This is a genomic window from Streptomyces sp. NPDC001056 (assembly GCF_053598955.1).
Genome location: NZ_JBSFLI010000030.1, coordinates 38,063 through 63,384, shown reverse-complemented (window position 1 = coordinate 63,384; position 25,322 = coordinate 38,063). Strand labels below are relative to the sequence as shown.

The following is a 25,322-nucleotide window of genomic DNA, read 5'->3' as shown; positions in this document are numbered from 1 at the left end:
GCCGTACCGCGGCCCGCACCGCGAGCCTATTTGGGTTTTCGCCCGTCAGGCCAGTACGACGGGTCGTCAATAACGTTGTGCGGTAGTGCCGTCCGAAAACTTTTCATTGATCTGGAAAAACTTCTCGGCTAGGGTGACACTCGCATCCGGCAATGCCGTGCAAACGTGAAACGGGGATTTTCCAACGTGTGTGGAATTGCGGGAATGTTCTCCCTCGGCAGGGCGCGCCATTGCGAAACAGATGTTATTCGTGAAATGACATCCGAGTTGATCCACCGGGGTCCCGACGATGTCGGCCACTACACCGGCGAGGGAATCGCACTGGGTTTCCGCAGACTCGCGCTCAACGATCTGGAGCATGGAAACCAGCCGCATCTGTCCGAGGACGGCGGCCTGGTCTCCGTCTGCAACGGCGAGATCTACAACCATCGCCGGCTGCGCGCCGAACTCGGCGGCGCGGGCCACCGGTTCCGCACCGAGTGCGACACCGAGGTGCTCGTCCACCTCTACCGTCGCCACGGCGTCGGCCTCACCGACCGGCTCGACGGCCAGTTCGCCTTCGCCCTGTACGACACGGCCGCGCGCCGGCTGGTGCTGTCCCGCGACCACGCCGGCATCGTGCCCTTGTTCTACACCGTCGTGGACGGACTGCTGCTCTTCGCCTCCGAGATCAAGGCGATCCTGCGGCACCCCGCGGTCAGTCCCCGAGTCGACCTGCGGGGCCTCGACCAGGTCCTCACCCTGCCCGGACTCGTCAGCCCCCGCACCATGTTCGAGGGCATCCACGCCCTGCGCGCGGGCGAGCGGCTGCTGGCCGACGCCGACGGGGTGCGGGTGGAGCGCTACTGGGACCTCGACTACCCGGCCGCCGCCGACCTGGACCCCGCGCCGGCCGCTCCCGACGCCGAACTCGACCGCGCCGCCGACCACATGGCCACGCTCCTCGACGGCGCGGTGCGCGACCGGCTCATGGCCGACGTCCCGGTCGGCCTCTACCTCAGCGGCGGGCTGGACTCCAGCCTCCTCGCCGCCCTCGCCGCCGGCGCCCGCCCGGGACACGCCTGGCCCAGCTACTCCGTCGTCTTCCCCGGCCACGACTTCGACGAGAGCCGCCACCAACGGCTGGTCGCCGCCAAGCTCGGCACCCGCCACCACGAGGTGCCGGTGCACGGCCACGACCTCGCCGACCGGCTCCGGCAGATGGTCCGGCACGCCGAGACACCCGTCCGCGAGTCGTACAACGTCTGCTCGCTCAAGCTGTCCGAGGCGGTCCGCGCCGACGGCACCGTCGCCGTCCTCACCGGCGAGGGCGCCGACGAACTCTTCGGCGGCTACCCCGGATACCGCTACGACGCCGCGGGCCTCGGCGGCAGCCGCCTCGACGGACTCGACGCCCTGCTGGAGCACGAGATACGCGAGCGCATGTGGGGCGTCGACATCGCCTACGAGCAGGACCAGATCACCGCGCAGGAACTGCGCCGCGACCTGTACTCCCCCCAACTGGCGCCCTCCTTCGAGGAGTTCACCGTCACCGGGCAGCGGCTGGTGGACGCCGACCGGCTGCGCGGCCGCCACCCCCTGCACCAGCGGTCGTACCTCGACTTCCATCTGCGGCTGGCCGACCACCTCCTCGGCGACCACGGCGACCGCATGGCCCTCGCGAACGCCGTCGAGCCGCGCTTCCCCTTCCTCGCCCGCCCGGTGGTCGACCAGGCCCTGCGCCTCCACCCCGACCTGATGGTGGCCGGCGGCACCGAGAAGGCCGTCCTGCGCAGACTCGCCGCGCCGCTGGTCCCCGGCGAGGTGCTCGCCCGGCCCAAGTTCGGCTTCCGCGGCCAGACCAGCAGTCATCTGCTGGCCACCGGCGCCGACTGGTTCGCGGAACTCCTCTCTCCCGAAGTCGTGCGGAAGCAGGGCTACTTCGACCCGGACACGGTCTCCGCGCTCGTGCGCCACCAGCGGGCCGGCGGCGACCAGGTGCACGCGCACCTCGACACCGACTACCTGATGGTCATCGCCACCTTCGCGCTCTTCGTAGAGGAGTTCGGCCTGCCGTGTCTCGGATGACCCGCCTCTCCGCACCACCGGACCACCCCGCGCCCGCACCCTCGGACCGCGCCCGCGACATCCCTCCCGCCCTGCCCCTGGTCGGCGTCGTCGGCGGCATGGGCCCCCTCGCCTCCACCGAACTGCTGCGCAGTGTCTACCTCCCGGCGGACGACCGCCCCGAACAGCAGGCGCCGCGCGTGCTGTTGTGGTCAGATCCCGCCGTGGTCGACCGCACCGAGGCCATCGGCGCGGGCCGCCTGGAGGCCCTGTACCGGGCCGTCGAGAAGGCCGTCGAGGGACTGGTCACCGCCGGCGCCGAGCGGGTCGTCGTCGCGTGCGTCACCGCCCACCGGGTCCTCGGCGACCTCCCGCCCGCCCTGCTGAGCCGCTGCGTCTCCCTGGTCGACGTCGTCCACGAGGAACTCGCCCGCGACGGCCGCCCGCACCTGCTGCTGTGCACCAAGGGCACCGCCCAGGCCGGCATCCTCACCGCCGGCCGCCCGACCGCCGCCCGCCATCTCGTCGCCCTGCGCCCGGACGACCAGGAGGCCCTGCACCGCGAGGTCTACCGCCTCAAGACCGGCGGCGACCCGCTGGGCACCCTCGACTTCCTGCGCACCGTCCTGCCCCGCTACGGCGTACGGCGGTTCGTCGCCGCCTGCACCGAGCTGCACCTCGTCACCCGGGCCGTCGAAGCCGCGGGACTGTCCGCCGAGTTCCCGGCCATCGACCCCCTGGCCGTGGTGGCCGGGCGGATCAAGAACGGAGAGCTGTGAGCCACACCACGATCCTGCGCCGGTGGGCCGACCACGTCGAGAATGACCCGGGCGCCCTCGCGATCGCCACCCCGGAGCGCCCCTGGACCAGGCGTGAACTCGCCCGGCACGCCGCCGGGTTGAGGGAGCGCCTGGCCGACGGCGAGGGACCCGTGCTGATCGCCTGCGCCGACCCCGTCCCCGTCGTCGCCGCCCTCCTCGCCTGCGCCGCCGTGGGCCGCACCTTCGCCCCCGTCGACACCCGCCAGCCCGCCGCGCGCTGGACCGCACTCCTCGAAGACCTGGCTCCCACGGCCGTCGTCGCGGACGCGACCGGCCGCGCGGCGCTCGCCGGGCACGCCGTACGGCCCATCGACGCCGGGCAGGCCGAGCACGGCTCCTGGCACGCCGACGACTGGCGCGACCTCGACGTCCCGGACGCCGGATACGTGTACTTCACCTCCGGAACCACCGGCCGCCCCAAGGGCATCAGGGGCAGCCTCGCGGCCGTCGAGCACTTCCTCGACTGGGAGAGCGCCGAGTTCGCCGTCACCGACGGCACCCGTGTCTCGCTGCTCACCTCGCCCGGGTTCGACGCCTTCCTGCGCGACACCCTCCTCCCGCTGCGCGCCGGCGGCAGCGTGCACGCCGCCGCGCCCGGCACCCCGCCCGTCGCGGCCGGACTCGCCGCCTGGCTGGAGGCCGAGCGGATCGAGATCCTGCACTGCGTCCCCACCGTCTTCCGCACCCTGCGCGCCGCCGGTCTCACCGCGGGCTCGCTGCCCGCGCTGCGCACCGTGCTGCTCGCCGGGGAGGCCGTACGACCCGCCGACATCGCCTGGTGGCGCGGCCTGTTCGGCGACCGCAAGGACCTGGTGAACCTCTACGGTCCCTCCGAGACCACCATGACCAAGGTCTTCCGGCGGCTGCGCGCCGAGGACGCCGACGCCGGCACCGTCCCGGCCGGACTGCCCCTGCCGGGCGTGGAGATACGCGTCCTCGCCGCCGGCCGCCCCGTCACCGGCACCATCGGCGAGATCGAGATCCGCACCCCCTTCCCGCTCGGCGGCTACCTGGACGGCCGCACCGGCGGATTCGCCGAGCCCCACGCCTACCGCACCGGTGACCTCGGACGGCTGCGCGAGGACGGCGCGTTGGAGGTGCTGGGCCGCCGTGACCAGCAGGTCAAGGTCAACGGCGTGCGCGTCGAACTCGGCGAGGTGGAGGACGTGTTGCGCCGCCACCCCGGGGTGCGCGACGTCTGCGCCGCCGCGGTGGCGGAGGGCGACGCCGACCCCGTGCTGTGCGCCTACGTCGTCGCCGAGGACGCACTCACCGACGAGGAGTTGCGCGCCCACACCGACGCCGGGCTCCTGCCGGGCAGCCGGCCCGCCGTGTTCGTCCGTCTCGCCGCCATTCCGCGCACCCTCAACGGCAAGGCCGACCGGCGCGCCCTTCCCGTGCCCTCGGCGGCGCGGACGGTCGAGGCCGACGACCGCCCCCGGGACGGCGTCGAGGCCGAGATCGCCTCGCTGTGGTGCGAGTTGCTGCACCTGCCCGCCGTGGGACGGCAGGACAGCTTCACCCTGCTCGGCGGCGACTCGCTGGCCATCGCCCGGCTCCTGGACCGGCTCCGCTCGCGCTACGGCACGGACCTCCCCCTGCGCGTCTTCGCCGAGAACCCCACCGTCGCCGGCCTCGCCGCCGCCGTGAGCGCCGGGAGCAGCCGATGACCGCGCCCTTCCCGCCGCGTCCGCACCGGGACCGCGCCCCGCTGTCCTACGCCCAGCGCGCCATCTGGCGTGCCGAACAGCTCGTCCCCGGCAGCGCCCTGCACAACGAGACCGCGGCCTTCCGGCTCACCGGACCCGTGGACGCCGACGCCCTGGAACGCGCCCTCGCGGAGATGGCCACCCGGCACGAGGTCATGCGGTGCGTGATCGCCACGGACGACGCGGGAGAGCCGTACCAGCGGTTCGCGGACCTGGTCCGCCCCACCGTCGAACGCGTCGACCTCACCGATCTGCCCGAGGAACGGCGGGAGGCGCGCCTGCTCGAACTCGTCGCCCGCGCGGCCGCCGAGCCCCTCGACCTGACCCGGCCGCCGCTCATGCGCACCTGCCTGTTCCGGCTGGGGGAGGAGCGGTACCTGCTGTTCTTCGTCGCCCACCACATCGTGGTGGACGCCTGGGCGTTCGGCCTCTTCCTGGAGGAACTCGCGGCGCGGTACGCCGGGACGGCCGGTCCGCTCCCCACCGCCGACGTCGACTTCGGCGACTACGCGGCCTGGCAGCGCACCGACCCCGGCGCCGGCGCGGGCCTCGCCCACTGGCGAGAACGCCTCGGCACCGACCTGCCCGTGCTCAGCCTGCCCACCGAAGCGACGGCGGGGGCCAGCCCCGCCGACGCCATCGCGGGCGGCATCCACCACTTCGTCATCCCCGCCGAGCTGGTCGCCGCCCTCGCCGCCCTCGCCCGCAGCCGCGTCGCCACCCTGCCCGCGACCCTCCTGACGGCGTACGGCGCGGTGGTCCAGCGCTACACCGGGCAGGACGACCTCGTCGTCGGCATGCCCGTGGCCACCCGTAACCGGCCCGCCCTCGGCGCGGTGGTCGGTCCGCTGCTGAACGTCATCGCCCATCGCGTCGACCTCAGCGGCACCCCCACCTTCGACGAGGCCCTGGCCCGCACCCGGCGCGACCTGAAGGCCGACCTCGCCCACCGCGACACGCCGTTCGACCTCGTCGTGGAGGACCTCGCGCACGCCTCCGGGGGCCGGTCACCGCTGTTCCAGCTGATGTACGCCTTCCACAGCGGGCCCACCACGACCCTCGCCCTGCCCGGCGTCGAGACCACGCCCGTGCCCTCGCACAGCGGCGCCGCCAAGTACGACCTCTCCCTGTTCCTGCGGCCCCGGCCCTCCGGCGACCTCGACGCGGCCCTGGAGTACCGGACGGCCGCGCTCGCCGCGAGCACCGTCGAGGGCATCGCCGACGGACTGCTCCGCCTGCTGCGGGCGGCCGTGGCCGACCCCGGGCGCCGCCTCGCCGATCTGCCGGTGACCACGCCGGACGCTCACGACCGGGTGGTGAACGGTTTCAACACGGCGGAACGGACCCCGCCGCCGTGGCCGACGGTCTCGCACGCGCTGCGGCTCCTCGCCGCGCGCGAGGGCGACGCCCCGGCCGTGGCCGACGAGGACCGGGTGCTGACCCGGGCCGAGGTGGACCGGGCGGCCGACCGGGTCGCCGCCCGGCTGGCCGGCCGGTGCGGCGTGCGCCCGGGGGACCGGGTGGCCCTGCTGGTGCCGCGTGACGCAGCGCTCGTACCCCTGGTCGTCGGGTTGTGGCGGGCCGGGGCGGTGCTCGTGCCGCTGGACGCCAACCTGCCCGGGGAACGGGTCGGGTACGTGGTGCGGGACAGCGGGGCGCGGTGGGTGGTGACCGGGTCCGGGGAGCGGCCGGTGGCGGCCGACGGCCCGGACCGGGTGGAGGCCCGGACGCTGCTGGCCGAGGCGGACGAGCTCTCGCCGGCCGGGGACGCCCTCCCGGCCGTCCCCTTCCCCGACGGCCCCCCGGCCGACTCGCTCGCCTACCTCATGTACACCTCGGGCTCCACCGGCCGCCCCAAGGGCGTGGCGGTGCCGCACGACCGCGTCGCCAACCTCCTGCACAGCGTCGTCCGCGAGCCCGGCATCGGCGCCGAGGACGTGCTGGTCGCCGTCACCGCGCTCACCTTCGACATCTCGGTGCTCGAACTGTTCGCGCCGCTCGTCGCGGGCGCCCGCGTCGTGATCGCCGCGCACGAGACGGTCCGCGACCCGCGCCGGCTCGCCGCGCTGCTGCGCGAGCGCGGCGCCACCTTGATGCAGGCCACCCCGTCCCTGTGGCGGGCGCTGCTCGACGAGGGCCGGCAAGGGCTGCCCGGACTGCGGGCGCTCAGCGGCGGCGAGCCCCTCGACCAGGCGCTCGCCGGTCGGCTGCTGGAGCGCTGCGCGGAACTGTGGAACCTGTACGGCCCCACGGAGACCACCATCTGGTCCACGGCCGGACGCGTCCTGCCCGGCGAACCGGTGACCGTCGGCCGCCCGCTGGCCCGCACCTACTGCCACATCCTCGACCGGTACGACCGCCCGGTCCCGCTCGGCGCCGTCGGCGAACTCGTCATCGGCGGCGCCGGTGTCGCCGCCGGGTACTGGAACCGACCCGACCTCACCGCCGCCGCCTTCGTCCCCGACCCGGTCGCCGCCGACCCGCTCGCAACCGGCGACCCGGACGCCCTCGTCTACCGCACCGGCGACCTGGCCCGCTATCTGCCCGACGGGCGGATCGTGGTCCTCGGCCGCTCCGACCAGCAGGTCAAGATCCTCGGCCATCGCGTCGAACTGGGCGAGATCGAGGCCGGGTTGACGGCCCACCCGCTGGTGCGGGCCGCCGTCGTGGTGGTGGACCGGGAGCGGCCCGCCGCACCCCGGCTCGTCGCCTTCGTCGTACCCGGCGCACCCGACGGCACCGGAGCGCCGGCCGCGGGACCCGACGCCATGACCGCCGAGCTGCGCCGCCATCTGCGCACCCTGCTGCCCGCCGCCGTCGTGCCCGCCGTCTTCGCCGCGGTCGCGGAACTCCCGCTGAACACCAGCGGCAAGGCGGACCGTCCGGCCCTCGCGCGCAGGGCCCGGACGATCGACGGGCGTGCCGCGCCCACGGCGCCGGCCACCGACACCGAGCGGACCGTGCTCGGGCTGTGGGCCGAACTCCTCGGCGCGGCACCGGAATCCGTCGGCACCACGGACGACTTCTTCGCCGCCGGCGGCAACTCCGTCGTCGCCACCCGGCTCCTCGGCCGCCTCCGCGAGACCCTGGGCCGGACGCCCTCGCTCGCCGACTTCTACGCCGACCCCACCCCGAAGGGCCTGGCCCGCGCGGCCGACGCTGCCGAGGTCCGGGACACGCCCGTCGACGAGCAGCCGGTTCCCGAGGGTCCCGTCCCGCTCACCGACCAGCAGCGGCAACTGTGGCTGACCCAGCGCCTGGCGCCCGAGTCCGCCGCCTACAACCTCGCCGCCGCCGTCCGCCTCGACCACCCCGTCGACCTCGCCGCGCTGACCCGCGCCCTGCGGGACCTGGCCACCCGCCACCCCGTCCTCGCCGCCCGCTGCGCCCTCACCGACGAGGGCCCCGTCCTGCTCCGGCTGCCCGCGGACTCGGTGCGCCCCCGCGTCGTGTCCGGGGAGACCCGTCGCGCCCCGGACGACGTCGTCGAGACCGAGGCCGTACGGCCCTTCGACCTGTCCGAGGGGCCCCTGCTGCGGGTCACCGTGGTCGACGGCGACGAGGTGCGCCTGATCGTGACGGCCCATCACATAGCCGTCGACGGATGGTCGATCGGCGTCGCCGTCCGCGAACTGGCCGCGCTGTACGCGCAGCACACCGGCAGCGGGCCCCGACCCCCGCTTCCCGCGGTCGATTTCCTCCGGTACGCCGCCGCCCAGGCCCGTCCCGCCGCCCAGGCCGTCCGCGACGAGCACCTCGCGTACTGGCGCGACCGCCTCGACGGCCACCCCGGCGTCCTGGAGCTGCCCGCCGACCCCGACGCGGAACCGGCCCCCGCGGGCGCCGGCGCCACCGTGCCGTTCGTCCTGGAGCCCGACCTCACCGCCCGGCTGCGCACGGTGGCCGCACGGCTGCGCGTCACCCCGTTCACCCTGCTCCTCAGCGCCTACGCGTCCCTGCTCGGCCGGTACGGCGGCACGGACGACATCGTGGTGGGGGTGGCCGCCGCCAACCGGGGCGCACCCGGTCTCGACGGGCTGATCGGTTCCCTGGTCAACACCCTGCCGGTGCGCGTCGACCTCACGGGCGGCGCCTCCTTCGCCGAGCTGGCGCACCGCACCGCGGCCCTGCTCGCGACCGACCTCGACCGGTCCCTCGTCCCGCTGGACCGGCTGGTGGACGCCCTCGGCGTGGCCCGCGACCCGGGGCGCCCCGCCCTCGCGCAGGCCACCCTCGTCCTCCAGGACGCGCCCGAGGACCGGCTCCGGCTCGGTGCCGCTTCCGGCGTGCTGCGGCCGGTGTCCACGCGGACCGCCAAGTACGACCTGACGGTGGCCCTGGAGGAACACCCCGACCGGATCGAGGGTGTCCTGGAGTACGCCACCGGCCGCTTCACCGCCGCCTGGGCGACCCGCTTCGCGCACCACCTGCGCACCCTGCTGCACGCGGCCCTGGACGACCCGGACGCCGAGGCCGCACGCGCCCCCGTCGACCCGCACGAGCGGGAGACGCCGTCCCCGCGCCCGGCGGACATCGGCCGCGAGAGCCACGCGGTGCCCGTGCACGAGCTGTTCCGCGCCCGCGCGGCCGCCCACCCGGGCGCCCCCGCCGTCCGCCACGAAGGACAGGTCGTCAGCTACGGCGCGTTGGACGCCTGGAGCGACCGGATCGCCCTGCGCCTGCGCGACCGCGGTGCCGCGCCCGGCCGCTTCGTGTCGGTGCTGCTGCCCACCGGACCGGCGCAGACCGCGGCGATCCTGGGCGTGGCCAAGACCGGGGCCGCGTTCGCGGTCCTCGACGCCGACTCGCCGGAACTGCGCCTGCGGGCCGTCCTCGCGGACGCCGAGCCGGTGTGCGTCCTGGCCGCCGAGGAGTGCCTGGCCGCCCAGCCGGGCCTGTGGGACGCCGGGCGGGGAACGTTCGGCCGGGTTCCCGTCGAGCCGCTCGAAGGGAGAGTGCCGGAGCCGGGAGCCGTGGCGGCCGTGCCCGCGCCCGCCGTCACCGGCGACGACACCCTGTGCCTGGTGTACACCTCCGGCTCCACCGGCACCCCGAAGGGCATCGCGCTGCCGCACGCGACGCTCGCGCAGTTCGCCCACTGGCAGGGCGAGTACTTCGGCATCAGGCCAGACAGCCGCGTCGCCCAGTGGGCGCCGTTCACCTACGACGCCGCCTACACCGAGGTGTTCGCCGCCCTGTGCCACGGCGCGGCGCTGTCCATCCCGCCCGAGCACGTCCGGCGCGACCCGGTCGCGATGGCCGACTGGCTCGGCGCCGAACGCGTCACCCAGATCCAGACCGTGCCCGGCTTCTTCGCCGTCCTCACCGAGGCGCTGGACCGCTCCGACGGTGAACTGCCGGACCTGGAACACGTGTTGCTCGCAGGCGAGGTACTGCCGCCGTCCCTCGCCGCCGCCTGGGCCGAGCGCCCCGTGCGCCCCCGTCTGCACAACCTGTACGGGCCCACCGAGTGCGTCCTCGCGACCTACCGCGAACTCGCGCCCAGGGAACGCTTCTCCTCCTCCGTCCCCATCGGGCGGCCCATCCCCGGACGGCAGGCCCTGGTGCTCGACCATCGCGGCCGGCCCTGCCCGGTCGGGGCGGTCGGCGAGATCCATCTGCGCAGCGGCTTCCTGGCGGGCTCCTACCACCGCCGCCCCGAGGAGAGCGCGCGGGCCTATGTGCCCGACCCCTGGGTGCCCGGCGGCACCCTCTACCGGACCGGCGACCTGGGCCGCTGGCTGCCCGACGGCGAACTCGCCTTCACCGGCCGCACCGGCAGCCTCGTCAAGATCAACGGCAACCGGGTCGAACTGGAGGAGATCGAGGCGCTGCTGGAGGCCCACCCGGCGGTACGGGAGGCCGCGGCCGCCCTGCACGGCACGGCCGCCGCGCCCCGCCTGATCGGGTACGCGGTGGTGAGCGGCGACGTCACGGGCGCCGAACTCCGGGCGCGGCTGGCGGAACGGCTGCCCGCCGCCGTCGTACCGGAACGCGTGCTGCTCCTGGACGCCCTGCCCCGCACCCGCACCAACAAGCGGGACCGGGCCCGGCTCCCGGCGCCGCAGGACGCCGCCCCGGACGCGGCAGCGCCGCCCAGGGGCGCCACCGAGCAGCTGGTCGCCGACGCGTGGCGGCAGGTGCTGGGCGCCGACCGTCCCATCGGCCGGCACACCAACTTCTTCGAGGCGGGCGGCAGTTCACTGCTCGCCGCCCGGCTCCAGCTGGACCTCGCCGACCGCCTCGGCCGCCCGGTCCGCCTCGTGGACGTCTTCGCCCGGCCCACGATCGCCGAGTTCGTCGCCGGTCTGGACGGCCCCGCCGGGCCGGGACCCGGAGCCCCCGACGCCCCCGCGGACGATGCCGCGGCGCGCGGCACCCGACGACGCTCCGCCGTGCGCGCCCGCGCCCGCGGCCGGGCCGGGAGATCCGACACGCGGCCAGGGGGCGACACACCGGCAGGTTCCGGCATGCCCACGGGGTCCGACACACCGACAGGGAGAGACTGACATGGACGTGCAGAGCGTGATGACGGAGCTGCGGGACGCCGTGGGCGGCGAAGGCCTGGAACGGGTCGAGGAGTGCCTGGCGATCCTCGTCGGCGAGAAGGCCCCCGAATACCTGCACGACGACCAGGAGCCCACCCGGCTCTTCTTCCCCGGGATCAGCGCGCTGCCCTGGCACGACACCGCCGCCCAGCCGTGGGCGGCCGGCGTGGAGGCGGCCTTCGCGGACATCCGCGCCGAGTTCCTCGCCCTGCGCGAGGCACAGGCCCGCTTCGCCCCCTACGAGGACCTGTACACCAAGGAACTCGGCTGGCAGGGCTGGGACACGTACCAGATCTACCGCGACGGCAAGTGGCGCGACGAGGCGCGGGAGCGCTGCCCGAAGACGTGCGAGGCGCTGGCGGCGACCCCGCACGGGCCCCGCGACGGCATGTTCACCATCCTCAACCCCGGCGTGCACATCACCCCGCACACCGGAGGGGTCAACCTGCTCCTCACCGCGCACCTGCCGCTGATCGTGCCGCCCGGCTGCGCCATCAAGGTCGGCGACGACGAGCGCGGCTGGGAAGAGGGCAAGGTCATCCTCTTCGACGACAGCTTCATCCACGAGGCGTGGAACCGCGGCAGCCGGCAGCGCGCCGTCCTGCTCTGGGACGTCTGGCACCCCGAACTCACCGAGACCGAGGTCCGCGCGCTGGAGCACCTCATGCCGCGGTTCCAGCGCTATCTGATGGCGGTCTGACAGCCGCCGTCGCGGGGAAGCAGCCGCCGGGACGCGCGAGCGGTCGCCGTCGTGCCGGGACCGGCCTCGTGCGGCACACGGCCGTACGGGCACCGGCCACCCGACGGCGCTCCGACCCGCCGCCGCTGGGGCCGTACCGGTTCCCCGACGACCGTCCGACCCACCCGGGCCCCGCCCCCGCCCTCCTCGTCCGCCGCCGCGCGGTGTCCGCGCCGAGCCACCAACGGAGACCAACGTGAACGCAGAGCCAGTCCAGCCCGACCCGGACGACGTCGAGGGCCGTATCGCCGTCGTCGGCATGGCGGGCCGCTTCCCCGGTGCCGACACGCCCGACGAGCTGTGGCGCCTGCTGGATTCCGGGGCGGACGCCGTCACCCGGTTCACCCCGCGGGAGCTGCGGGACTCCGGTGTGCCGGCGAGCGAGGCGGCCGCGCCCGGTTACGTGCCGGCCAAGGGCGCCCTCGACGACATCGCGGGCTTCGACTCCCGGCTCTTCGGCTACGGCGCGCTGGAGGCCTCGGTCATCGACCCCCAGCAGCGCATCTTCCTGGAGTGCGCCTGGGCGGCCCTGGAGGACGCCGGCTGCGACCCCGACCGCGCGGGCGGACCGATCGCCGTGTACGCGGGCTCGCTGCTGAGCACCTACCTCATCCGCAACCTGCTGCCGCGCGCCGACCTGCGCGCGTCCCTCGGCGTGCCGCTGCTGTTCCAGAGCAACCAGCCCGACCAACTCGCCACCCGCGCCGCCTACAAGCTGAACCTGCGCGGTCCGGCCATCACCGTGCAGACGGCCTGCTCCACCTCGCTCGTCGCCGTGCACCTGGCCGTCCAGAGCCTGCTCGGGCAGGAGTGCGACGTGGCCCTCGCGGGCGGTGTCACCGTCACCGTGCCGCGGCGCTCCGGGTACCTGCCCGTCGAGGGCGGCATCGAGTCGCCGACCGGCCGCTGCCGCCCCTACAGCGCGGACGCGGACGGCACGGTCTTCGGCAACGGCGCCGGCGTCGTCGTCCTCAAGCGGCTGGCCGACGCCCTCGCGGACGGCGACCGGGTGCACGCCGTGATCCTCGGCTCCGCCGTCACCAACGACGGGTCGGCGAAGGCCGGTTACACCGCTCCGGGCGTAGCCGGGCAGACGGCGGTGATCAGCGAGGCGCTGTCCGTCGCCGATGTCTCGCCGCGCACGATCGGCTACGTGCAGGGCCACGGCACCGGCACCGCGCTCGGCGACCCGATCGAGATCGAGGCCCTCACCCGCGCCTACCGGGCCGCCGGCACGGCGGGCGACGACGCGGCCTGGTGCGCCCTCGGTTCGGTGAAGTCCACCGTCGGCCACCTCGACGCGGCCGCCGGTGTCACCGGGTTCATCGCGGCCGTGCAGGCGCTGCGCCACGGCAGGATCCCCGCGACCCTGCGCGGCGACGCCGACACACCGGGCGAGGCGCTGTCCGGGACGCCGTTCCACGCGCCCGGCCGGTCCGCCGAGTGGCCCGCGGGCGAGACGCCCCGCCGGGCCGCCGTCAGCGCCTTCGGCATCGGCGGCACGAACGCGCACGTCATCCTGGAGGAGGCGCCGGTGCCCGCCCGCCGCCCCGCGCCGGGCAGGCCCGCCGTGCCGGTCGCCCTGCCGCTGTCGGCCCGTACCGCCACCGCCCTGGACACCCTCGCCGAACGGCTCGCCGCGCACCTGGAGGAACACCCCGAGGTCCCGCTCGCGGACGTCGCCCGCACCCTGCGCACCGGCCGCCGGGAACTGGACCACCGGCGTGTCGTGCTCGCCCACGACACGGCGGAGGCCGTGGCCGCCCTGCGCGCGGGCGGGCGGCGCGACACCGTGGCGGCCCGCACCGAGCGCGTGGACGCGCCGGTCGCCTTCCTGCTCCCCGGACAGGGCAGCCAACTGCCGTCCATGGCCATCGGGTTGTACGACACCCACCCCGCCTTCCGCGCCGCCCTGGACGAGTGCGCGGAGCACCTGCGGCCCGTCCTCGGCCGGGATCTGATCGAGCTGCTGCGCGACGGCGAGGAGGAGCTGCGCGGCACCGACCTGCTCCAGCCCGCCGTCGTCGCCATCGGCCACGCCCTCGCCCGGCTGTGGGCGCACTGGGGCGTCCGGCCGGCCGCGCTGCTCGGGCACAGCCTCGGCGAGTTCACCGCCGCCGCCCTGTCCGGGGTCTTCGCGCTGCCCGACGCCCTGCGGCTGGCCGCCGAACGCGGCCGGCTCATGGCGGACACCGAGCCCGGGGCGATGCTCGCCGTGCCGCTCGCCGAGGACGCGGCGGCCGCGGAGGCCGCCGCCCACGGCCTCGACCTGGCCGCGGTGAACGGACCGGAGGCGGCCGTGCTGGCCGGCCCCCTCGACGCCGTCGAACGCGCCGCCCGCGCCCTCGGCGAGCGCGGCCTGCGCACCCTCCGGCTGCCCGTCGACCGCGCCTTCCACAGCCGGCTGTGCGACGAGGCGGCGGCCCGGTTCGCCGAGGCGGTGGCACAGACCGCCCGCAGCGCTCCCCGCGTCCCGTTCGTGTCCGGAGTGACCGGCGACTGGATCAGCGACGCCCAGGCCACCGACCCCGGCTACTGGGCCCGGCAGATGCGCGAGCCGGTCCGCTTCGACCGCGGCCTCGCCACCCTCGCCGCCCTGGACGACGGCCTCGTGCTGGTGGAGAACGGTCCCGGCAGCGTCCTCAGCGACCTGGTGCGCGCGGTGCGCCCCGGCGGCGGCGCGCCGCACACGGCCCCCGCGCCGCTGCCCGTCCGGGGGCGGCGCGGTCCCGGGGACGAGCCCGCGAGCGCCGTCCTGTCGCTGGGCGGGCTGTGGACGCGGGGCGCCGCCGTGACCTGGGAACCGGTCGGCGAGGAGGGCCGGGTGACCGGACTGCCCGGTTACCCGTTCGAGCACCTCGACCACTGGATAGATCCCGGCACCGCTCCCGCCGAGGAGCCGGAGACGCGGGAGTCGGCCGACGCCGTGCTCGCGGGTCTCGTCTGGCGCCCCCTGGACACCGCCGCGGACGGCGGGGAGCCGCTGCGCGGCCGCCGGCAGACCTGGCTCGTCCTCATGGACCGCGCCGGCGCCGCCCAGCCCGCCGTGGACCTGCTCACCGCGCGCGGCCAGATCGTGACGGTGGTGCAGCCCGGCACCGAGTACCGGCGCGTGCGCCGGGGCGTGTACGAACTCGACCCCCGCGACCCCGCCCAGTACGCCAAGCTCATGGCCGACCTGCGCGCCCTGGTCCGCACCCCGACCGCCGTCCTGTACGCCTGGGGCCTGGACTCCGCGCAGGACGGCGAACCGGACGAGACCGCCTGCTACTTCGGGCTCGTCCGGCTGGCCCGCGCCATGGCCGAGGAGAGCGTCGTCAACGAGGTCCGCGTCGGCGTCGTCACCACCGGAGCCTTCCGCACCAGCGACGACGAACACCCCGACCCGGCCGCCGCGATGCTCAGCGGTCCGGTGCAGGTGCTCCCCGAGGAGTACGGCAACCTGCGCTGCGCCCAGATCGACCTGGCGCCCGGCGCCGCGCTCGACACCGCCACGGCCGGGACCGTCCTCGGCGCCGTCCTGACCACGCCCGCCCGGCTCCTCGCCCTGCGGGACGGCACCCTGCTCACCCGCGCCGTCACCGAGCGCACCGCCCCGACCGTCCCCGACCGCCTTGCCGACGGCGCGACCTGGGTCGTCACGGGCGGTCTCGGCGGCATCGGCCGGACCCTCGCCGCCGAACTGGCCCGCACCCGGGGCGCCCGCCTCGCCCTGCTGGGCCGCACCGCCGCCGAGGCCGGCGTCCCGCGCGAGCTGCGCGACACGGGCACCGAGGTCATCGCCCTGCGCGCCGATGTCACCGACGCCGGCTCCCTGGGCGCGGCGCTGGACGAGGTGCGCGCCCGCTTCGGCCGGATCGACGGCGTCGTGCACGCAGCGGGGACTCCCGGCGGCGGCTCCGTGGCGCTGCGGGAGGACGCCGAGGCCCGCGCCGTGTTCGCCCCCAAGATCACCGGCATGCGCAACCTGCTCGCCGCGCTCCGGCCCGACGAGGCCCGCGTGCTGCTGGTGTGCTCCTCGCTCGCCACCCTGGTCCCCACCTACGGACAGTCCGACTACGCGGCCGCCAACGCCTACCTCGCCGCCGCCGCGGAGGCCGAGGCGCGGCACGGCGACCGCCACGTCCTCGCCGTCGACTGGGACATGTGGCGCGAGGTCGGCATGGCCGCGGACGCCGAAGTCCCCGCGGACCTGAAGGCGTTGCAGGAACGGATGCTCGCCGGGGCACTCACTCCGGACCAGGGCGCCCGCGCCTTCGCGGCGCTCCTCGACGGGCCTGCCGGCCGCCATGTGGTGGCTCGCGCCTCGGCGGTCGTCGCCGAGGGCGCCCTGCGCCTCACCGACGGGCCGGCCGTCGCCCGCCCGGCCGCCGTCGCGCTGCCCCGACCCGACCTCACCACCCCGTACGTCGCCCCGCGCACCCCCACCGAGGAGCGCCTCGCCGCGATCTACGCCGAGATGCTCGGCCTGGACCGGGTCGGCGTGGACGACGACTTCCTCGATCTCGGCGGCCACTCCCTGCTCGCCGCGCAGGTCGTGGCGCGGCTGCGGGCCGAGTTCGACGTCGAGGTGCCCGCCCGCGCGTTCTTCGAGGGCGGCCGGGTGGCCGACCTCGCCGAGCTGATCGAGGACAGCATCCTCGCCGAACTGGAGAACCAGTGACGAAGCCGACCGGCCGGGAGCACCGACTCGCCCGGCTCACCCCCGAACAGCGGGCCGCCTTCGAGGCACGCACCCGCGGCCGCGCCGTCGCGAACGCCACCGCGTCCTCCGGCGCCGACCAGAAGTCCGCGATCACCCCGGCCGAAGGGCCCGTGCCGCTGTCCTTCGGACAGGAACGGCTCTGGTTCCTGGAGCAGTTGGCCCCCGGCCTGGGGGTCCACAACGAGTACGTGGCGCTGCGGCTCACCGGCGCGCTCGACCTCGCGGCGCTCGACGCCGCCCTGACCCGGCTCGCCGACCGCCATGACGCGCTGCGGACCGTGGTCGAGGTGGCCGACGGGGTGCCGGTGCAGCGGGTACTGCCGCCGGGGCGGTCCGTCCTCGATGTCGTCGAGGTCGACGGCAGCGGGACCGACGACGGTGAAGCCGACGACGGTGAAGCCGACGGCGGCGGGACCGACGGCGCGTTGGCGACCGCGTGCTCGACCGCCGAGCGCTCGATCGCCGAGCGGGAGGCCGCCCGGCCCTTCGACCTCGCCCAAGGCCCCCTGTTCCGCGCCGTGTTGATCCGCTCGGCGCCCGACCGTGCCCTGCTGCTCGTCGTCAACCACCACATGGTCGGCGACGCCTGGTCCCGTGCCGTCCTGGTGGACGAGCTGTGTTCCGGGTACCGCGACCACCTGGAAGGGGACGGCGCCGCGCCCGCCCCCCTGCCCCTGCGGTACGGGGACTGGGCCGCCTGGCAGCGCCGCGAACTCACCGACGAGCACCTCGCCGACCACCTCTCCTACTGGCGGGAGCGCCTCGCCGGCACACCGCCGCTGCTCGACCTGGTCACCGACCGGCCGCGTCCCGCCGTACCCACCCACCGGGGCGGCCGCACCCGGTTCACCCTGGACGCACGGCTCACCGAGGCCGTGGAGAGCGCCGCGCGGCAGGCCCGCGCCACCCCGTTCATGGTGACCCTCGCCGCCTGGCAGGCCGTCCTCATGCGGCACTCCGGGCAGGAGGACGTCGTCGTCGGCGTGCCCACCGCCGGCCGCGACCGGCCGGAACTCGCGGGCCTCGCCGGGATGTTCGTCAACAGCCTGGTGCTGCGCGCCGACCTGTCCGGCGACCCCACCTTCGAGGAACTGCTCGCCCAGGTGCGCGAGACGTCCCTCGGCGCGTTCGCCCACGCCGAGGTGCCGTTCGAACGGCTCGTGCGCGAACTGAGCCCCGACCGGGCCCTCGGCCACGCCCCGCTGTACCAGGTGCAGTTCGGCTACCGGAACGTGCCGGAGCGTGAGCTGTCCCTGCCCGGCGTCCGTGTCGAGCCGGTCGACCTCGACAACGGCCTGTGCCGCACCGACCTCAGCCTCGAACTGGCCCGCAGCGGCGAAGTCACCGAGGGCATCTGCGAGTTCAGCCGCGACCTGTTCGACGCGACCACCGCGAAGACCCTGACCGGGGCGCTCGAACGCGTGCTGCGGCGCGCCACCGCCGACCCGGGGCTGCGCCTGTCCGAACTCCTCGCCCTCACCCCCGCCGAGCAGGCCGTCCTCGACGCGGCCGGGGACGGCGGGCCCCTACCGGACGGCACGCCGGACGTGCTCGCCTCGTTCGCCGAGGCCGTGCGCACCCGCCCCGACGCCGAGGCGGTCGTCTCCGGCGGCGCCACCCTCACCTTCCGCGCCCTGCACGAGCGCGCCCGGCGCATCGCCGCCCACCTGCACACCGCGGGCGTCCGCCCCGGCGACCGCGTCGGCGTCGGGCTGCGGCGCGGCGCCGATCTGCCCGCCGCGCTGCTCGCGGTGCTCATGAGCGGCGCCGCCTATGTGCCGCTCGACCCGGACTACCCGGCGGAGCGACTGCGCTACGTGTGCGACGACGCCACCCCCGCCGCCGTACTGGTGCACACCCCGACCCGGGAGGCGTTCGTCTCGGGCGTCGTCCCCGACGGGGTCGCGCTGGTGGACGTCGACATCGACGCGGGGCCGCCGGACGCCGCCGGGAACGCGCCCGCGCACGCGGCGGTCGATCCCGAGGCCCCCGCGTACGTCATCCACACCTCCGGCTCCACGGGCAGGCCGAAGGGTGTGGTGGTCCTGCACCGCAACCTCACGGCCTTCCTCGCCGCGATGGACAGGGTCGTGGTGACCGGTGGCGAGCCGGTGACCTGGCTCGCGGTGACCAGCGTCTCCTTCGACATCTCCGTCCTCGAACTGCTGTGGACCGTCAGCCGGGGACACCGGGTGGTGATCAGCCCCGACAAGGACGCCGCCACCGCCGTACCGGTCACGACGGAGACCACCCCGGCCGCCACGGAGACCACCCCGGCCGCCACGGGGACCACCCCGGCCGCCGCGGACTCCGCCCCCGAGTTCAGCCTGTTCTACTTCGCCAGCGACACCGGCCACACCCTCCCCGGACCCGACCAGTACCGGCTCCTCATGGACGGCGCGCGCTTCGCCGACGAGCACGGGCTCAGCGCCGTGTGGCTGCCGGAGCGGCACTTCCACGCGTTCGGCGGCCCGTTCCCCGCGCCCTCCGTCCTGGCCGCGGCGGTGGCCACCGCGACCCGCCGGATCGGCATCCGCGCCGGCAGCGTCGTCATGCCCCTGCACCACCCCGTCCGGGTGGCCGAGGAGTGGGCCGTGGTCGACAACCTGTCCGGCGGCAGGGTGGGCCTGTCCTTCGCGTCCGGCTGGCACACGGACGACTTCGTCCTCGCCAAGGACGCCTACGACGACCGCCAGCGCCGTACCGTCGAGGGCCTGGACACGGTCCGCCGACTGTGGCGCGGCGAACGCGTGCCCTTCGAGGGACCCGCCGGACGCACCGTCGAGGTCGGCGTCCTTCCCCGGCCCGTCCAGGGTGAACTGCCCGTCTGGCTCACCTCGTCGGGCAGCCCGGAGACCTGCCGCAGGGCCGGCGAGACGGGCGCCCGGCTGCTGACGCACCTGCTCGGGCAGAGCGTCGAGGACCTCGCCGAGCGCATCGCGGTCTACCGGGACGCCTGGCGGAGCGCGGGCCACGCGGGCGAACCGCACGTCACGCTCATGCTGCACACCTTCGTGGGCGCCGACGCCGACGACGTCCGGGCGCACGCCTGGGGGCCGTTCCGCGAGTATCTGCGGTCCTCGGTCGGCCTGATCGAGAACATGGCCCGGGCCCTCGGCGTCGACATCACCGCGGACGACTTCACGGACGACGACCAGGAGGCCCTGCTCGACCACGCCTGCGCCCGCTACCTGGCCGACAGCTCCCTCATCGGCACGGTCGAGGACCGGCTGCCGCTCGTACGGCGGCTGACCGGGGCGGGCGTGGACGAGATCGCCTGCCTGGTCGACTTCGGCGTCGACGCGGGCGCCGCCGCGGCGGCCTGGCCCGCGCTGGCGGAGCTGAGGTCCCGCGCCGCCACGGCCGCGGCGTCGGACCCCGGCACCCCGGCGGGGGCGGAACCCGCCGCGGCGGGGGCGGATCTCACCGCCCTGATCCGCGCGCACGGCGTCACCCACCTCCAGTGCACCCCCTCCCAGGCCCGCACCCTCCTCGACGAGGAGGACACCGCCGCCCTCGGCACCCTGCGCGAACTGCTCCTCGGCGGCGAACCCCTCGACGCCGACCTCGTCCGCGCCCTCGCCGGACACCTGCGCGGGACGCTGCGCAACATGTACGGGCCGACCGAGACCACGGTGTGGTCCACGACCGACACCGTCGACCCGGCGGAGGGCACCGTCACCATCGGGCGGCCCATCACCGGCACCGCGGTCCGCGTCCTGGACCCGCACGGGCGCCGCGTCCCCCTCGGCGTCCCCGGTGAACTGCACATCGGCGGCGCCGGGGTGACCGCCGGATACCTCGGCCGCCCCGAACTCACCGCCGAACGCTTCGTCACCACCGGCGAAGGCGGACTCCTCTACCGCACCGGCGACGTCGTGCGCGTCCGCGCCGACGGCCGGCTCCAGTACCTCTCCCGCAACGACAACCAGCTCAAGATCCGCGGCTTCCGCATCGAGGCCGGCGAGGTCGAGGCCGCGCTCACCGCCCTGCCGTCCGTGCGCCAGTGCGTCGTCACCGCCCACGCGCCGGGCACCTCCCGGGCCGCGCTCGCCGCCTACGTCGTACCCACCACCCCCGAACAGCCGCCCGCCCCGGCCGAGTTGCGCGCCGAACTGGCCCGCCGTCTGCCCGGGTTCCTCGTGCCCTCGCACTACGTGCTGCTCGACGCGCTGCTGCTGACCGGAAACGGCAAGATCGACCGCGCCGCGCTGCCCGCGCCCGGCCCGCTGGGCCGCGAGGACGGCACGGCGTTCACGGCACCCACCACCCCCACCGAGGAGGCGATCGCGCGGGTGTGGCGCGAGGCCCTGGGTGCCGAACGCGTGGGCGTCCACGACGACTTCTTCGAACTGGGCGGGCACTCGCTGCTCGCCACCCAGGTCGTCGCCGGCATCCGCCGCGCCCTCGGGGTACGGCTGCCGCTGCGCACCCTCTTCGAGGCCCCCACCGTCGCGGCCCTCGCCCGCGCCGTGGACGACACCGACACCGGGACCGCCGCCGGACAGCAGGACACCGCTGCCCCGGCCGGACTCCAGCCGGACCCCGGGCACCGCCACGACCCGTTCCCGCTCACCGACGTGCAGCGGGCCTACTGGATCGGGCGCAGCGGCGCCGTCGGCGGCGACGTCTCCTGCCACCTGTACGTCGAACTCGACATCGACGACGTCGACGTGAAGCGCCTGGAGACCTCCTGGCAGTCGCTCGTGCGGCGCCACGACGCGCTGCGCATCGTCGTGGACGAGGACGGCGAACAGCGTGTCCTCGCCGACGTGCCCGACTACCGGATCGGCGCCGAGGACCTGCGCGACCTCGACGCGGCCGACCGGGAACGGCGCCTGGAGGCGACCCGGCAGGCCATGTCGCACCAGGTACTGCCCTCCGACACCTGGCCCCTGTTCGACATCCGCGCCAGCCGCACCACCGGCAGCGCCGTCCGCCTCCACCTCGGCATCGACACCCTGATCGCCGACGGCGGCAGCGTCCAGATCCTGCTGCGCGAACTCCTCGCCGTCTACCGGGGCGAACTCGACCCACGGCCGATGGAGTTGTCGTTCCGGGACTACGTCGTCGCCGAGCGCGCCCGCCGCGAGGGACCGGAACGCGCACGCGACCTCGCCTACTGGCGCGACCGCCTCGACACCCTGCCGCCCGCTCCGCCACTGCCCCTGGCCCAGCGCCCCGAGCAGCTCACCGAGACCCGCTTCCGGCGCCGCGAGGCCCATCTCGACGCCGACCTGTGGGCCCGGCTGAAGGAACGGGCCGCCGCGGCCCGCATCACCCCGTCCGCGCTCGCCCTGGCCGCCTACGCCACCGTCCTCGGCACCTGGTCCGGCACCGACCGCTTCACCCTCAACCTCACCCTCTTCAACCGCGTCGGCGACCACCCCGAACTCCCCTACCTCGTCGGTGACTTCACCGCGCTGACCATGCTGGAGATCGACGGCGCCACCGAGGACGCGTTCGAGGCACGGGCCCGTCGCATCCAGGACCGGCTCTGGAACGACCTCGACCACCAACTCGTCAGCGGCGTATGGGTCGCCGGTGAACTCGCCCGCCGTCGCGGCGTCGCCGAGGCCGTCATGCCGGTCGTCTTCACCAGCGAACTCGGCGCCGCCGACGCCGGTGCGACGCCCCCGGCCGGGCTGGGCGCGCGGGTCGCGTACACCATCACCCAGACACCCCAGGTCTGGCTCGACCACCAGATCGCCGAGGACGGCGGCAGGCTCCGGCTCACCTGGGACGCCGTGGAGGCGCTCTTCGCGCCCGGCACGCTGGACGACATGTTCGGCGCGTACACGGCGCTCCTCACCGCACTGGCCCGGGAACCCGTCGCCTGGTCCGACCCGCACCGCGAGATCCTGCCGCCGGAGCAGGCCGCGCGCTACACCGCCCTCAACGCCACCGAGGGACCGCTCCCGGGCGGACTGCTGCACGAGCCGTTCCTGGAGCGCGCCCGGCGCACCCCGGACAGCACCGCCGTCGTCTCCGCGACCGGCACCGTCACCTACGGCGAACTGGACCGGGTCTCCCTGGCCGTCGCCCGCACCCTGCGCGCGTCCGGCGTCGAGGACGGCGACCTCGTCGGCGTCCTCGCGCACCGCGGCTGGGAACAGGTCGCCTCCGCCCTCGGCGTCCTGCGCGCCGGCGCCGCCTACCTGCCCCTCGACAGCGGCCTGCCGCCCGCCCGGGTGAGCCGCTCCCTCGAACACGCCGGGGCGGTCGCCCTGCTCGCGCCCGAGCGGACGGCGGTCGAGGACGCGGCGCCCGAGGGCGTCACCGTCCTGCGGTTCGCCGAGGCCGTCGCCCGCGGCACCGCCCTCGGCGCGGACCACGACCCGCGCCCCGCCACCGCCCCGGGCGACCTGGCGTACGTCATCTACACCTCCGGCTCCACCGGCGACCCCAAGGGTGTGATGACCGACCACCGGGGCGCCCTGAACACCGTCGCCGACATCAACGAACGCTTCGAAGTCCGCGCCGAGGACCGGGTGTTCGCCCTCTCCTCGCTCGGCTTCGACCTGTCCGTGTACGACATCTTCGGCACCCTCGCCGCCGGCGCCGCGCTCGTGCTGCCCGGTCCGGGCGAGGAGCGCGACCCGGTCCGCTGGGCCCGGCTCCTCGCCGACCACGGGGTCACCGTGTGGAACTCCGTGCCGGCCCTGATGGAGATGCTCCTCGTGCACGCCGCCGGCAACCCGGCCGTGGACGTGAGCGGGCTGCGCCTGGTCATGCTCAGCGGCGACTGGATACCCGTCAGCCTGCCCGACCGCATCCGCGCGGTCGCCCCGAAGGCCGAGGTGATCAGCCTCGGCGGCGCCACCGAGGCGTCGATCTGGTCGGTGCTGCACCCGGTCGGCACCGTCGACGCGGAGCGGCCGAGTATCCCGTACGGCCGCCCCATGCGCAACCAGCGCATGTACGTCCTCGACGACGCCCTCCGGCTGCGCCCCACCGGCGTGCCCGGCGCCCTGTTCATCGGGGGAGTGGGCCTCGCCGTCGGCTACCGCAACGCGCCGGACCTCACCGACCGCGCCTTCCCGGTCCACCCCGTCACCGGCGAACGCCTCTACCGCACCGGCGACCTGGCCCGCCTGCTGCCCGACGGCGACCTGGAGTTCCTGGGCCGCGCCGACTCCCAGGTCAAGGTGCGCGGCATGCGCATCGAACTGGGCGAGATCGAGTCGGCGCTGCTGCGGGCCGAGGGGGTCCGCGCGGCGGCCGCGCTGGTCGAAGGGGCGGGCATGACGGCGCAGCTGGCGGCGTACGTGGTGCGGGACGTGCCGCGGCCGACCGGTGTGCCCGAGGCTCAGGTGCCGCGGCCCATGGGCGCCGCGGCACCCACCGCCCTCGACGCCACCCGCGTGCGCCGGCTGGAGACCCGGCTCCGCCAGCCGGGCCGCCGCGAGGACCTGGCCGGGCGGGAGATCGTCCCCGTCGCCCTGCCCGCCGACACCGGACAGCTGCGCGCCGCCTCCGCCGCGTGGAGCGCCGCGACCGGCTTCGGCACGGGAACGGTCTCCGCCGCCGACCTGTACGCGCTGCTCACCGTGCTCGCCCGCCAGGACGCCGACGGAGTGCCCCGCTACGCCTACGGCTCGGCCGGGGGCCTGTACCCCGTCCAGACGTACGTCGCGGTCGCGCCGGGCGGCATCGACGGCATCCCCGCCGGCACCTACTACCTGGACCCGGCGGGCCCCGCCCTGGTCGCGCTGGACGGCCCCGACGGCGCCGGCCGCGCCCTGGAACCCCTGCTGTTCGACGAGTCCAACCGGGCCCTGGCGGGCGCGGCGGGCTTCGCCGTCTACCTCGTGGCCCGCAATGCCGCCGTGACCCCGGTCTACGGCGGACTCGCGGGGAGGTTCGGACTGCTGGAGGCCGGCGCCATGGCGCAGCTGCTGCGGCAGCGCGCCGGTGACTGCCGGATCGGCCTGTGCCCGATCGGGGACGTGTACGCCGAGCCGCTGCACGAGGTACTGCGCCTGGAGGACGACCAGACGGTCCTGCACACCCTCCTGGGCGGCCCCCTCGCGGGCGCGGTCACCGCCGCCGACGCGACGCCGTGGGAGGAGACGCTCCGTGCCGGACTGGCCCGGCAGCTCCCCGCCTACATGGTCCCCCGGCACATCCGGATCGCCGACGCGCTGCCCCTGTCGGCCAACGGCAAGGTGGACCGCAAGGCGCTGGCCCGGCTGGGCGACCCGGTCCCGGCCGCCCCCGCACAGGCACCGGCACCGGCAACGGCCTTGCCTCCCACGCCCGTTGCCGCTCCCGCGTCCGCCCCGACGGTCCGGTCCGGCTCCGCGGTGGAACGGCTCACCGCCCTCTGGCGGGAGGTGATGGAGGGCCAGGAACTCGCGATCGACACGAACTTCTTCGACGCGGGCGCCACTTCACTCCACCTCGTGCGCGTCCAGCGGCGCGTCACCGAGGGGTTCGGCGTCGAACTGTCCGTCGTGGACATGTTCGACCGCCCGACGGTACGGCTTCTCGCCGAGCTGCTGGAGAACACCGTCCCCGCCCCGGCAGCCCCGGCCGCTCCGGTCACCCCGGCCGCGAACCCGCAGGCCCAGGACACGGAACCGGCCGCCGGCCGGCGCAGGCACCACGAACGGCGGCGCGCCGTACGCCGCCCGGGCGGACCAGAAGCCCCGTCCGCCGACTGAGGCCCACCGCGCGGGCGGGACGGCACCGCCGCCCGCCCGCGCGGCCCTCGACCGCGGCCCGCACCGCCATGGCACGCGGCCCGTACCG

The 25,322-nt window shown here is 75.6% G+C and carries 7 protein-coding genes; all 7 read left to right on the top strand.

From position 1 onward, the window contains the following. The first annotated feature begins 165 nt into the window (after nucleotides 1–165). The 7 genes from asnB (at nucleotide 166) to ACWDD7_RS29050 (ending at nucleotide 25,234) form a co-directional block, all read left to right on the top strand. Nucleotides 166–2,067 carry an asparagine synthase (glutamine-hydrolyzing) gene (gene asnB, locus ACWDD7_RS29080; protein ID WP_450459576.1) on the top strand — a complete coding sequence of 634 codons (1,902 nt, stop codon included), beginning with the start codon at nucleotides 166–168 and terminating at the stop codon, nucleotides 2,065–2,067. Beyond that, complete coding sequence (locus tag ACWDD7_RS29075; RefSeq protein WP_450459575.1) at nucleotides 2,064–2,825, top strand: aspartate/glutamate racemase family protein; 762 nt, start codon at nucleotides 2,064–2,066, stop codon at nucleotides 2,823–2,825. Before asnB ends, ACWDD7_RS29075 begins: the two co-directional genes overlap by 4 nt. Beyond that, nucleotides 2,822–4,537: a non-ribosomal peptide synthetase gene (locus ACWDD7_RS29070; RefSeq protein WP_450459574.1), complete on the top strand. Its 1,716-nt coding sequence runs from the start codon at nucleotides 2,822–2,824 to the stop codon at nucleotides 4,535–4,537. Before ACWDD7_RS29075 ends, ACWDD7_RS29070 begins: the two co-directional genes overlap by 4 nt. Next, the gene (locus ACWDD7_RS29065) at nucleotides 4,534–11,085 is read left to right on the top strand and encodes an amino acid adenylation domain-containing protein (RefSeq protein WP_450459573.1); all 6,552 of its coding nucleotides are present in this window, start codon (nucleotides 4,534–4,536) and stop codon (nucleotides 11,083–11,085) included. Before ACWDD7_RS29070 ends, ACWDD7_RS29065 begins: the two co-directional genes overlap by 4 nt. Before the next feature lies 1 nt (nucleotide 11,086). Beyond that, nucleotides 11,087–11,824: an aspartyl/asparaginyl beta-hydroxylase domain-containing protein gene (locus ACWDD7_RS29060; protein WP_450459572.1), complete on the top strand. Its 738-nt coding sequence runs from the start codon at nucleotides 11,087–11,089 to the stop codon at nucleotides 11,822–11,824. Nucleotides 11,825–12,059: 235 nt separating this feature from the next. Then, nucleotides 12,060–16,526, top strand: a complete 4,467-nt coding sequence (locus tag ACWDD7_RS29055; protein WP_450459571.1) for an SDR family NAD(P)-dependent oxidoreductase — start codon at nucleotides 12,060–12,062, stop codon at nucleotides 16,524–16,526. Continuing rightward, a complete protein-coding gene (locus ACWDD7_RS29050; protein WP_450459570.1) occupies nucleotides 16,523–25,234 on the top strand; it encodes an amino acid adenylation domain-containing protein in 8,712 nt (2,903 codons plus the stop codon). The genes ACWDD7_RS29055 and ACWDD7_RS29050 overlap by 4 nt, the downstream gene beginning before the upstream one ends. Nucleotides 25,235–25,322: the final 88 nt, after the last annotated feature.

Bases quoted from the DNA above. Each gene is read 5' to 3' on its own strand.
- ACWDD7_RS29075 (WP_450459575.1), top strand. From the start codon at position 2,064: ATGACCCGCCTCTCCGCACCACCGGACCACCCCGCGCCCGCACCCTCG.
- ACWDD7_RS29065 (WP_450459573.1), top strand. From the start codon at position 4,534: ATGACCGCGCCCTTCCCGCCGCGTCCGCACCGGGACCGCGCCCCGCTG.
- ACWDD7_RS29060 (WP_450459572.1), top strand. From the start codon at position 11,087: ATGGACGTGCAGAGCGTGATGACGGAGCTGCGGGACGCCGTGGGCGGC.